At 71.6% G+C, this 12,219-nt stretch carries 10 protein-coding genes; 6 read left to right on the top strand and 4 right to left on the bottom strand.

Going from position 1 to position 12,219, the window contains the following annotated elements; all coding sequences use genetic code 11:
- Positions 1-15 precede the first annotated feature (15 nt).
- On the bottom strand, positions 16-282 hold the full coding sequence (locus tag BLU20_RS11430; protein ID WP_029252310.1) for a mycoredoxin: 267 nt from the start codon (positions 280-282) through the stop codon (positions 16-18).
- Positions 283-390: 108 nt separating this feature from the next.
- On the opposite strand from BLU20_RS11430, the gene BLU20_RS11425 reads away from it, so the two are divergent.
- The 3 genes from BLU20_RS11425 (at position 391) to BLU20_RS11415 (ending at position 3,720) form a co-directional block, all read left to right on the top strand.
- The gene (locus BLU20_RS11425; protein WP_083372591.1) at positions 391-2,430 is read left to right on the top strand and encodes an ATP-dependent helicase; all 2,040 of its coding nucleotides are present in this window, start codon (positions 391-393) and stop codon (positions 2,428-2,430) included.
- 70 nt (positions 2,431-2,500) lie between these two features.
- Complete coding sequence (locus tag BLU20_RS11420; protein WP_029252312.1) at positions 2,501-2,965, top strand: carboxymuconolactone decarboxylase family protein; 465 nt, start codon at positions 2,501-2,503, stop codon at positions 2,963-2,965.
- 368 nt (positions 2,966-3,333) lie between these two features.
- A complete protein-coding gene (locus BLU20_RS11415; protein ID WP_155990622.1) occupies positions 3,334-3,720 on the top strand; it encodes a WhiB family transcriptional regulator in 387 nt (128 codons plus the stop codon).
- Here the strand turns inward: BLU20_RS11415 and BLU20_RS11410 are convergent.
- On the bottom strand, positions 3,695-4,822 hold the full coding sequence (locus tag BLU20_RS11410) for a TOMM precursor leader peptide-binding protein (RefSeq protein WP_157270444.1): 1,128 nt from the start codon (positions 4,820-4,822) through the stop codon (positions 3,695-3,697). The genes BLU20_RS11415 and BLU20_RS11410 overlap by 26 nt on opposite strands.
- A gap of 104 nt (positions 4,823-4,926) precedes the next feature.
- On the opposite strand from BLU20_RS11410, the gene BLU20_RS11405 reads away from it, so the two are divergent.
- Entirely contained in the window at positions 4,927-5,526 is a 600-nt protein-coding gene (locus BLU20_RS11405) for a M48 metallopeptidase family protein (protein ID WP_052366922.1), read from the top strand.
- Between the two features lie 3 nt (positions 5,527-5,529).
- On the opposite strand, the gene BLU20_RS11400 is transcribed toward BLU20_RS11405, so the two are convergent.
- Complete coding sequence (locus tag BLU20_RS11400; protein WP_083372589.1) at positions 5,530-6,996, bottom strand: zinc-dependent metalloprotease; 1,467 nt, start codon at positions 6,994-6,996, stop codon at positions 5,530-5,532.
- 134 nt (positions 6,997-7,130) lie between these two features.
- On the opposite strand from BLU20_RS11400, the gene BLU20_RS11395 reads away from it, so the two are divergent.
- Positions 7,131-8,285 (top strand): YlbL family protein, encoded by a 1,155-nt coding sequence (locus BLU20_RS11395; RefSeq protein ID WP_083372588.1) that lies wholly within the window; start codon positions 7,131-7,133, stop codon positions 8,283-8,285.
- Positions 8,286-8,301: 16 nt separating this feature from the next.
- On the opposite strand, the gene BLU20_RS11390 is transcribed toward BLU20_RS11395, so the two are convergent.
- On the bottom strand, positions 8,302-8,886 hold the full coding sequence (locus BLU20_RS11390) for a PPA1309 family protein (RefSeq protein ID WP_083372587.1): 585 nt from the start codon (positions 8,884-8,886) through the stop codon (positions 8,302-8,304).
- Positions 8,887-9,093: 207 nt separating this feature from the next.
- On the opposite strand from BLU20_RS11390, the gene BLU20_RS11385 reads away from it, so the two are divergent.
- Positions 9,094-12,168: a UPF0182 family membrane protein gene (locus tag BLU20_RS11385; protein ID WP_083372586.1), complete on the top strand. Its 3,075-nt coding sequence runs from the start codon at positions 9,094-9,096 to the stop codon at positions 12,166-12,168.
- The last annotated feature ends 51 nt before the right edge of the window (positions 12,169-12,219 follow it).

Raw genomic sequence — 12,219 nt, 5'->3', positions numbered from 1 at the left:
CCGCGCCGGTCGCCCTCAGAGGCCCAGTCGCGCCTTGACGTCGGCGAGCGACGGGTTCGTCGCCGCGGAGCCGTCGGGGAAGACGAGGGTGGGCACCGTCTGGTTTCCGCCGTTGACCTCTTCGACGTAGGCGGCGGACTCCGGGCTCTCCTCGATGTTGACCTCGGTGTAGCCGATGCCGGCCTGGTCCATCTGGGACTTCAGACGGCGGCAGTAGCCGCACCACGTGGTCGAGAACATGGTGACGGTGCCGGCGGCGGGGGCGGTGGGCGTCGAGGTCATGACGATCTCCTGCGGGTCGAGGTGCTGAGGCGTGCGGGGCACGCCACGTTCGCCAGTCCTAACTCCTCGGGGCGCCCAGGTGTTCCCGTGTCGGCGGCGGCTGGGAAGATGTCTGTGATGGCTTCCCAGACCGCCCCGCTCGCCCAGGGCCCCGCGCACCTGATCCTCGACGCTCTCGACCCGGACCAGCGCGACGTCGCGACCGCACTGACCGGTCCCGTCTGCGTGCTCGCCGGGGCGGGCACCGGCAAGACGCGTGCGGTCACGCACCGCATCGCCTACGGCGTGCGCACCGGTGCGTACTCACCGACGACGGTGCTCGCGGTGACGTTCACCGCGCGTGCGGCGGGAGAGATGCGCACGCGCCTGCGCGAGCTCGGCGTCTCCGGAGTGCAGGCCCGGACGTTCCACGCGGCCGCCCTGCGGCAGATGGGCTACTTCTGGCCGAAGGTCGTGGGCGGTGCACCGCCACGGATCCTCGACCACAAGGCGCCCGTCATCGCCGAGGCCTCGCGCCGCATCGGGATCTCCGTGGACCGGGTCGCCGTCCGCGACCTCGCCTCCGAGGTCGAGTGGTCGAAGGTCTCCCTCGTCACCGCCGAGGACTACGAGAAGGCGTGCGCGGCGATCGCACGGCCCCAGGTCGCGGGGTACGACCACCGCACGGTCGCGCGTCTGATCACGGCCTACGAGGAGGTCAAGACCGAGCGGTCGACGATCGACTTCGAGGACGTCCTGCTGATGCTCGCGGACATGCTCGCCTCCCACCCCGAGATCGCCGACCAGGTCCGCAGCCAGTACCGGCACTTCGTCGTCGACGAGTACCAGGACGTCTCTCCACTGCAGCAGTTCCTGCTCGACCAGTGGCTCGGCGGTCGCAACGAGCTGTGCGTCGTCGGCGACCCCAGCCAGACCATCTACTCGTTCACCGGGGCGTCCCCGCACCACCTGCTGACGTTCGGCACGCGCTACCCCGACGCCCAGGTCGTCCGGCTCGTTCGTGACTATCGGTCGACGCCCCAGGTCGTGACGCTGGCGAACAAGCTCCTCGCGCAGCGAGGAAGGGCCCGGGGCACGGCCGCGCCGCTCGAGCTCGTCGCGCAGCGCCCGGCCGGTCCACCCGTCCGCTTCGAGGCCTACGACGACGACGAGTCGGAGGCGGAGGGGATCGCGCGCGAGATCCGGCACCTGACGACCACGGGCACGCCGGTGAGCGAGATTGCGATCCTCTACCGCACCAACTCGCAGTCCGAGGCGTTCGAGCAGGCGCTCGCCGACGCCGGCATCGGATACCTCGTCAAGGGTGGCGACCGGTTCTTCCAGCGCAAGGAGGTCCGTGACGCGCTCGTCCTCCTGCGCGGGGCGGCCCGCTCGGCCGACCCCGAGGTCCCGATGCCCGAGACGGTCCGGGACGTGCTCGTCACCACGGGCTGGGCCGAAGAGGCACCGGGACCCCGCGGAGCCGCGCGCGAGCGCTGGGACTCGATGCAGGCCCTCGTGACGCTCGCGGACGAGGTCGCCGCACGCACCGAGAACGCCACGGTCTCGGACCTCGTCCTCGAGCTCGACGAGCGGTCCGCGGCCCAGCACGCACCGACCGTCGAGGGAGTCACGCTCGCGTCGCTCCACGCCGCGAAGGGGCTGGAGTGGGACGCGGTCTTCCTCGCCGGAGTGAGTGAAGGGCTCATGCCCATCTCGTTCGCGGAGACCGACGAGTCGATCGAGGAGGAGCGCCGTCTTCTCTACGTCGGGATCACCCGCGCGCGCGAGTTCCTCCAGCTCTCGTACGCCAGGGCTCGCAATCCCGGGGGGCGTGCGTCCCGCCGTCGGACCCGGTTCCTCGACGGGCTCTGGCCCCACGAGGAGCCGGTGCAGCGGCGTCGGCCGCGGGCGGGTGCCGCCCGGGAGCAGCTGACCGGCGAGTACGACCAGGCCCTCTTCGACGAGCTGCGCGAGTGGCGGCGGACCGTGGCCGCGGAGACCGACAAGCCGGCGTTCACCGTCCTCGTCGACGCGGCGCTCGCGGCCATCGCCGAGACTCGACCGACGTCGAACGCGGCGCTCGCGAGGATCAACGGGATCGGCCCGGCGAAGATCGAGAAGTACGGGGCGAGCGTGATCGCGATCGTCGAGCGCGCCGGAGGCTGAGCGGATAGCGTGAAGTGCGGCGACCCCCGGCAGGCCCCCTGGCAGGCCGCGCCGACGCGAGGAGCGGACCATGTCTGACATCGAGTTCATCAACACGCGCTTCGACCCCGAGAGCACGTCGTTCCTCGCCGCGGCGAAGGTCATGGCCGCGGAGTTCGGCTACACGGCGACGCTCGGCGTCGACGCGCAGCTCGCCCAGCTCCTCCGGCTCCGGGTCGCGCAGCTCGTGCCGTGCTCGTACTGCCTGATCCTCCACACCCGGGCCGCGCGCGAGATCATCAGCGACCCCCGCGTCGACGGCCTCCTGAGCTGGCGCGAGAGCGAGCTCTACTCCGCACCGGAGCGCGCCGCGCTCGCGTACTGCGAGGCGCTGACCGCCGGGTCGGCCACCGATCTGCCGCCGGCGCACGACGCGCTTGCCGAGCACCTCGGCCCCGAGTCGATCGCCGAGATCGCCGCCGTGGTGCTCAACATGAACGTCTGGACCCGGCTGAAGCTTGCCCAGGGCGAGACCCCCCGGCACGTGCAGAACTAGGCGAGATTAAATACGTTGCGGTCCCCGCGACGGGTGCATACTGTTCTTACGTCATGACCGAGCGTCGGCCGCCTGACGGCGACCGACCGTAGAGGAGAGGAGGGCTGTCTGATGGACATCATCACGAACGCACCGGCATCCGCCATCGCGATGCCCCATGCGGCGCGTCTCCGCGCGCACGCAGCAGCGTTTGCAGCGCCCGACTCCGCCCCCCGGTCGAGGCCGATCTCCTAGATCAGTCGCACCAGGCCGCGGAGTCCATCAGGACCCGCGGCCTTCGTCTTTCTCCGAGGGCGCGTCGTCCTATCGACGTATTCGAGACAGCACCTCTGGAGGACACCGTGCGGTTGAGCACGATGCTCGACACCATGACCAGCGGTGGCGCGGGACCGTGGACCCCGTCACCACCGACATCTCGCGGCGATGCGGCCGCGAGCACCGACCAGGACCCGTCGTGGGTGACGGACGAGGGCTTCCGTCGCCTGGTCGCACAGACCATCCCGTGCCGGTCGAACGACCCCGAGCTCTGGTTCGCCGAGCGGGCCGCCGACGTCGAACGGGCCAAGGAGCTCTGCCGCGCATGCCCGCTCGTCGCGGGCTGTCTGGCGGGGGCCCGCGAGCGCCGGGAGCCGTGGGGCGTGTGGGGCGGTGAGATCTTCGTCGACGGCGTCGTCGTCGCCCGCAAGCGCGGCCGTGGGCGTCCGCCGAAGTCCGAGCAGTCCCCGGGCGTCACGACGCCGCGTGAAGCGGCATAGGGCCGGGCACCGCGACGTCGCCCTTCGCGTCGTCGAGCCCCGGCGTCGCCCCGTCGGCCCCGCAGCCGCAGCCCGGGTGCGGGGACGTGGGGCGGACGCGGGGGACGACGTCGGGCAGCCCGGTCTCGAGGACCGTGTCCGCGGTGCGGGGGCGGCCTCCGTCGAGCGCACTGATCACCTGGGCCGCCGCGAGCGCAGCGGCCGTCGCGGTGATCGTGGTCTCCTCACCCGTGCGACCCGGCGGCAGAGCGTGCAGGTGCGCCGCGACGTCGCGCCATCGCGGGTCGGCGGCCAGGCGGGCGAGGTCGAGGCAGCGGAGGCAGGGGGTGCGGCCCGGGACGACGAACGGGCCGATCGTCGTGCTCGCCTCGTGCACCTGCACGGCGAGGTGCGGAACGCCCTCGGCGCACAGCCGTGCGAAGCGTCGGGCGTCGTGGGCCCAGGCCTCGACGACCACGACGACGTCGGGGGCCGGGACGCGAGCAGAACGCCCCGACGGCCGGCCCGCGGCCCCGAGGCCGAGCAGGTGACGGGCCACCTGGTCCCGGGGGCGGCCGAGGTGCTCGGGCGAGTACGCGTCGGGGGCGAGGTCCAGTCGAGTGACCGGGCGGGCGTCGTCGAGCAGCAACGTCCCCACGCCCGCCGTGTGCAGGATGCGTCCGGTCGCCAGCCCGAGACGGCCGAGGCCGTGGATCGCGACGCAGCGCTGCCGCCGGTCCGCGAGCGTCAGGTCTCCGCGGCCGTCCTCGCGGAGATGGCTGTGGGCGAACTCGTCGTTCAGCGGCCAGCTCCCGTCCGCCGGCGGGGCCGGAACCGTGTAGCCCGCGGCGTCGAGCGCCTGCCAGAGCTGCCGCGCCCGGAGCTCGTCGACCCGGTGGGTCCGGTGCAGCGCCGCGGAGTACCTGCCGCCCGCGGCGAGGGCCCGCAGCCAGGCGATCTCGTTCTCCGTGACGTCGGAGAGCCGGACCGCCCAGCGCGCGTCGGTGCCCAGCTGCACGTCGGTGGGGGAGCAGCGCACGACGAGCGTGCCGCCGCGCAGGTGTCGTCTCCGGGCAGACGGGTGGTCGACCGCCTGGCGCTGCCGCGCCGTCTCTTTCGCCATGTCCTCACCGTGGCACGCGGAGGGCACGGTGAGAGCGTCGTCCACAGGCCGACGTGGGCGTGTGATGGGTGCGCTCGGACGGCCGAGACGGTACCGTTCGGGACGTGACGCACGACACGCCAGCCGTGGAGGTGCGCCGCAGCCGGCGTCGCAAGCGCACCGTGAGCGCGTACCGGGACGGGGACCGCACGATCGTCGCCATCCCCGCGCGGTTCTCACGCGCGCAGGAGCGCGAGTGGGTGCAGCGCATGCTCGACAGGCTTGCCGCGAAGGAGCAACGTCGTCGGCCCTCCGACGACGAGCTCCTCGAGCGTGCGCGACGACTCTCCGAGCGTTACCTGGACGGCCGTGCACAGCCCTCGAGCGTCCGGTGGTCCGACCGGCAGGGCAAGCGGTGGGGCTCCTGCACGCTCATCGACGGGTCGATCCGCATCTCGACCCGCGTGCAGGGCATGCCCGGCTGGGTCCTGGACTATGTCGTCCTTCACGAGCTCGCGCACCTGCTGCACGCCAACCACGGGCCGACGTTCTGGAACCTGCTCTCGACCTACCCCCGGCTCGAGCGCGCACGAGGGTTCCTCGACGGTGTCTCCTTCGAGCGCGGCACCGGCGACCACGGCGATCCCGGCGACGACGAGCAGGACGAGGATCTCCTCGACGAGCTCTCGCCGCGGAGCGGCGCCGTCAGCGACGGCGCCGCCTGACGCTCACGACCGGGTCGAACCCGGCTCGTCGTCCTCCGGGGGCGTCGGCATGCCCCCGTCGCCGTCCCCGGACGTCGCCCCGTTCAGGATCTCGGCCAGCGCGGCGTCGAGGTCCGCCTCCTCGGCGCGGGTGGCCGCTTGGCGCTCGCGGTATCCGGCCGGGTCGTCCAGGTCCTGGGTGTCCGGGAGCAGGTCCGGGTGTCCCCAGACCGCGTCACGGGCGTCGGTGCCGCCCTCGGCCGTGATCCGCTGCCAGAGGGTGGCGGCGTCCCGGGAACGCCGGGGCCGGAGCTCGAGACCGACGAGCGACGCGAAGGTCTGCTCGGCGGGTCCTCCGGCGGCCCGACGACGTCGGAGCATCTCCCGGAGCGGGACGGCGTGCGGCAGGTGGGGCAGGGTGGCCGTCGCACTGACCTCGTCCACCCACCCCTCCACGAGCGCGAGCGTGGTCTCGAGCCGGAGCAACGTGGCCTTCTGCGCGTCGGTGGCGTCGCTGCGGAAGATGTGACCGCTCATCGCGTTCTGCAGGGCGCCGGTGTCCGAGAGGTCGATGTCGCGGACCCGCTCCTCGAGCGCGCCCAGGTCGATCGTGATGCCGCGTGCGTACTCGTCGACGAGCGCGAGCAGGTGCGCGCGGAGCCACGGCACGTGCGTGAAGAGGCGCGCGTGCGCGCACTCGCGCACCGCGAGGAACATCCGGACCTCGTCGAGCGGTGCGTCGAGGCCCTCGGCGAAGGCCTCGACGTTGGTGGGCAGCAGCACCGTCGCGGCGTGGTCGAGGAGCGGGAGACCGACGTCCGTGGCGCCGAAGACCTCGCGGGAGAGCGTCCCGGACGCCTGCCCCACCTGCATGCCGAAGACGGCGGATCCCATCCGTCGCATCATCTGCTGGGGGTCCCCGAACGATCCGTTGAGGGCGCCGACGGGGAGGCCGGGGAGCGAGAGGTCGTCGGTGGACGGCATCTGGTCGCCCAGGACGGTGGCGAGCGCGTCGGTGACCGACGCGGCGATCGGCTCGGCGAGGTCGCCCCAGCTCGAGAGGGTGGCCTCCACCCACTCCGACCGGCTCCACGCCTGCCGTGGCCCGCCGGCCGGAGGCATGTCCGTGGCGGCGTCGAGCCACAGGTCGGCGACGGACAGGGCGTCGCGGACCGCGGCGGCCTGCGCGCCGCTGACCGTGGGGTCGCCCTCGGCGGCCGCGACCTGCCGGGCGACGTCGTGCGCGACGTCGGAGTTCACCGGGTCGTCGCCCGACGCCGCGAGCATGCGCTGCACCTGCGCGAGGATCCCGTTGAGCGCGCGCGGGTCGTCACCGAGTCCCGCGCTGCGCGCGAGCGCCTGCGGGTCGAGTCCCTGCTCCCGCATCTGGCGGAGCGCCTCGTCGGCGTCCGCACCGAACATCGAGCGGAACATCGCCTCCCACTGTGAGTCGGACGTTCCGTCGTCGCCGCCGGTCGGCTGGCTGCTCATGCGCTCTCCTTCAGGTCGCGTGCGTCAACGGTAACCACAATCGGCCCGGCACACCGAGGTCGGAGCGGCGCCGCGCGGCCGGTTCGCTGAGGGCGCAGCAGCGGGCCGGGGCCACGTTCCGTCATGATGGGTCCGTGAGAACACCTCAGCAACCGACCGACAAGCCGGAGCCGTGGGCGGCGGACGAGCATCTCGACGAGCTCGACGAGGAGTACGTCGAGGAGGCGACCGCGCGGTCGACGACCCTCGGGATCAGCCTTCTGGTCACCGTCGCGCTGCTCGTCGGCATCGTCTTCATCCCCGCGCCGTACGTCGTCCGTTCCCCGGGGCCGACGGAGGACACCCTGGGTGAGGAGGGCGGCGTCCCCCTGATCGAGGTCTCCGGTGCGCAGACGTACCCGGCGTCGGGCGAGCTGCGGCTGACCACCGTCTCGGTGTCGGGCGGCCCGGGATACCCCGCGGACGCGCTGCAGGTGCTGGGCGGCTGGATCGACCCGAAGCGCTCGGTCTACCCCGTGGAGGCGATCTTCCCCGAGGACCAGACCGCCGAGGAGGTCGAGGAGCAGAACACGGCCGACATGGTCTCCTCGCAGGAGAACGCGACGGTGGCCGCGCTGACCGAGGTCGGGTACACCGTGCCGGCGACCATGACGGTCGTCGACGCGATCCCCGGCACGGGGGCCGACGGCGTCCTGGAGCCGGAGGACGTCCTCGTGTCCTTCGAGGGGACCGAGCTCGAGACGTACCAGGAGCTGATCGAGGGCATCGAGGGGACCGAGGCCGGGACGGAGGTGGTCCTCGGTGTCGAGCGCGACGGTGAGTCGATCGACGTCACCGTGCCCACGACGGACGTGGACGGTCGCACGATCCTCGGTGTCTACCTCGACCCGGTCTTCGACATGCCTGTCGACGTGTCGATCCAGATCGACGACATCGGCGGACCGAGCGCGGGGACGATGTTCGCGCTGGGGATCATCGACGTGCTCACGCCCGAGGACGAGGCCGGCGGGAAGGTCATCGCCGGGACGGGCACCATGAGCGTCGACGGGCTCGTCGGGCCGATCGGCGGCATCCAGCAGAAGCTCTACGGCGCGCAGCGTGACGGCGCGACGTGGTTCCTGGCCCCGGAGACGAACTGCGACGAGGTCGTCGGCAACGTCCCCGACGGTCTGCAGGTCACGGCGGTCGGGACGCTCGAGCAGGCGCTCGACGCGGTGACGGCCATCGGGTCCGGCACGACGGAGGTTCTTCCGACGTGCGCCGACGCCCTCGAGGACCTGCAGTCGTGACCGACGGCGTCGGCGCCTAGTTCTCGAGCGTGCTCGCCAGGGCCTCGACGAGGCCCGGGACGAGGGTCGGCCCGAACGAGACCTGCGCGTCGTCGTCGTTCGCCCGTGAGCGCAGGGCGCACCACGTCGACCCGTCACGCAGCGCCCCGGCGCCGATGCGTACGTCCTCGCGGGCCGGGTGGTCGCGCAGGTAGGCCAGCGCGGCCTCGGGATCCTCGGGGACGTCCTGCTCGGCCTCGGGCGGCAGCACGATCCGCTCGACGACGAGCGCGGCGCCGGCGACCGTGGGCGGCCACGCGACGCGGGCGAGCAGGCCCTCGAGGTCGTCGGCCTCGCCGACGCCGTCCTGCTCGATGGACGTCAGGTGGTGCGGGTCGACGCGCGCCGCCTCGACCACCTCGGCGGGCAGCCGCTGCGCGAGCGAGGGGTCCGCCTCGAGCGCGACGGCGGTCTCGATGAGCGCGAACAGGCGGACCGGGCCGTCCCAGCCGCCGGCGGAGACGTGCTGCTCGATCTCGCGGACGGCGTCGGCCAGCGCCAGCTGGGTCCCGGAGAAGGTGGGTGCCGCTTCGTCGGACGGTGGGGTGTTTTCCGTGGCCATGGTGCGAGGCTCCCACAACGGGCACCGCCGACGCCACGGATCGGCCCGCTCCGCGGTGTGATCTCGGGACGTTGTGGCCGGATCGTGTCGGTGTCGTGCCCACGGGTGAGGGTGATATGTGGGAACCTTGATGTCACCGTAGGTCGCCCTTCGACGATCAGTCGGCACGGAGGCCTCACCCGTACTGCAACGAAGAGGTAGTTCACTGTGACATTCGCCGCAGGACCCCGCCGTGCCCCTGAGGGCCCGCCGGCCCAGCGACGCCGCAGCCCGCTCGTCATCACGCTCATCGTGCTGGCAGCGATCGTCGTCGCGCTCTTTCTTCTCGCCGAGTTCTGGACCGAGGTGCTCTGGTTCACCCAGCTCGGGTACCAGGAGGTCCTCTGGACCGAGTGGGGGGTGCGCGCCGGTCTGTTCGTCGCAGGCTTCCTCATCATGGGGGCGGCGATCTTCGCCTCGCTCTCCATCGCCTATCGGTCGCGGCCCATCTATGCGCCGTCGACGCCGGAACAGGCCACGCTCGACCAGTACCGCGAGGCGGTGGAGCCCCTGCGCAAGGTCGTGACGTGGGGTGCGCCCGTCGTCATCGGCTTCTTCGCCGGAACCGCGGCGTCCGGGCAGTGGCAGAACGTCCTGCTCGCCGTGAACCAGGTCTCGTTCGACCAGAACGACCCGATCTTCGGGATGGACCTGTCCTTCTTCGTCTTCACCCTGCCGATCCTGCGGTTCTCCGTCGGGTTCTTCATGGCGATCGTGATCGTCGCGGGAATCGGCGCACTGGCGACCCACTACCTCTACGGGGGCCTGCGGATCGGCGGTTCCAACGACGCCGGACCCCGCACCACCAAGGCCGCGCGGGTCCAGCTCGCCGTCCTCGGCGCGCTGCTCCTCGTCGGCATCGCCCTCAACTACTGGCTCGACCGGTACTCGCTGCTCACCGCGCAGGGGACCAAGTTCGACGGCGCCTCGTACACCGACGTCAACGCCGTCATGCCGGCCAAGGCGATCCTCGCCGTCGTCGCCCTCGTCGTCGCGGTCCTCTTCGTCGTCGCCGCCGTCCGCGGCACGTGGCGCCTCCCGGCGATCGGCGTCGGGCTGATGGTGGTCTCGGCGATCGTGATCGGCGGTATCTACCCGGCCATCGTGCAGCGCTTCCAGGTGGACCCGAACGCGCAGGAGCTCGAGTCCGAGTACATCCAGCGCAACATCGACTCGACCACCGCGGCCTTCGGCCTCGACAAGGTCGAGACCCAGCAGTACGACGCGGCCACCGAGGCCGAGGCCGGTGCGCTGCGCGAGGACGCCGAGACGACCGCGCAGATCCGTCTGCTCGACCCGCAGATCGTCAGCCCGACGTTCCGTCAGCTGCAGCAGAACAAGCAGTACTACAACTTCGACGAGACGCTCGCGGTCGACCGCTACGAGATCGACGGCGAGAAGCAGGACTCGGTCGTGGCCGTGCGTGAGCTCAACCTCGCCGGACTCGGTGACGACCAGCGCAACTGGGTCAACGACCACACGGTGTTCACGCACGGCTTCGGGATGGTCGCCGCGTACGGCAACCAGACCGGTCCCGACGGCCGCCCGGCCTTCTTCGAGGGAGACATCCCCGCCGAGGGCGCCCTGACGGACATGGGCGAGGGCTACGAGCCTCGCGTCTACTTCAGCCCGCAGGCGCCGGAGTACTCGATCGTCGGTGCGCCGGACGAGTCGAACCCGTGGGAGCTCGACTTCCCGGACGACGAGGCCGGTGGCCAGGTCAACTCGACGTTCGGTGCCGAGGACGGTGCCGTCGCCGGCCCCGACATCGGATCCTTCGGCAGCAAGCTGCTCTACGCGCTCAAGTTCGGCAGCGGCGACATCCTCTTCTCCGACCGTGTCACCGAGGAGTCGCAGATCATCTACGACCGTGATCCTCGCAGCCGCGTGCAGAAGATCGCGCCGTACCTGACGCTCGACCAGCGGGTGTACCCCGCCGTCGTGGACGGCCGGATCAAGTACGTCGTCGAGGGCTACACGACCACGGACCAGTACCCGTACTCGGCCCAGCGCGCGCTCGACGAGGCGGTCGCCGACTCGCTGACCTCCTCCGGCTCGGCCTCGATCCAGGCGATCGCCCCCGAGGAGATCAACTACATCCGCAACTCGGTGAAGGCCACCGTCGACGCCTACGACGGCTCGGTCGACCTGTACGCCTGGGAGCCCGAGGACCCGATGCTCCAGGCGTGGCAGGGTGTCTTCCCCGAGGCCGTCAAGCCGATGTCGGAGATCTCCGGCGACCTGATGGATCACCTGCGCTACCCCGAGGACCTCTTCAAGGTGCAGCGCTCGCTCCTGACGGCCTACCACGTCACCGACGCGTCGGACTTCTTCTCCGGGCAGGACTTCTGGCAGAACCCCGAGGACCCGACCGACACGTCCGGCTCGGGCGCTCTGCAGCCTCCGTACTACCTGACGCTGCAGATGCCCGACCAGACCGAGCCGACCTTCTCGCTCACGTCGAGCTTCATCCCCGGTGGCAACACCGACCGAGAGATCCTCACGGGCTTCCTGGCGGTCGACGCCGAGGCGGGCAGCGAGGACGGCAAGCGGTCCGAGGACTACGGCAAGCTCAGGCTTCTCGAGCTCCCGAGAAACGCGACGGTCCCGGGTCCGGGTCAGGTGCAGAACAACTTCGACTCGAACTCGACGATCGCCAGCGAGCTCAACATCCTGAGCCGAGGCAACTCCGAGGTCATCCACGGAAACCTGCTGACGCTCCCCGTCGGCGGCGGGCTGCTGTACGTCCAGCCGGTCTACGTCCAGTCGTCGCAGGGCACCCAGTACCCGCTGCTGCGCAAGGTGCTGGTCTCCTTCGGTGACGAGGTCGGGTTCGCCGACACCCTCGACGAGGCCCTGAACCAGGTCTTCGGCGGCGACTCGGGTGCAGACGCCGGGGACGCCGGCGGCGAGACGGAGTCGGAGGTCGACGACGCACCGCTCGACGGCACCGACACGGACACCGGGACGGACACCGGGACCGAGACGGAGGAGCCGACCGCGGAGCCGACCGAGACGTCGACAGCCACGGAGGAGCCGAGCCCGGAGCCGTCCACGCCGGGGACGTTCGACGACCCGCAGGCGGCGCTCGACCAGGCGCTGACCGAGGCGGCGCAGGCGATGCAGGATGCCGACGAGGCGCTCTCGTCCGGTGACTGGGCCTCCTACGGCGACGCGCAGGACGCCCTCGACGAGGCTCTGCAGACCGCGATCGACGCGGAGAGCCAGCTCAGCGGTTCCTGACCGGAGCGTGACCCGGGCGCGGGGCGGGATCGGTCGATCTCGCCCCGTGTC

Origin of the sequence: Paraoerskovia marina, from assembly GCF_900105445.1 — a bacterium.
GTDB lineage: Bacteria > Actinomycetota > Actinomycetes > Actinomycetales > Cellulomonadaceae > Paraoerskovia > Paraoerskovia marina.
The sequence above is the reverse complement of the archived record's forward strand: the minus strand, read 5'-3'. Positions and strand labels throughout refer to the sequence as shown.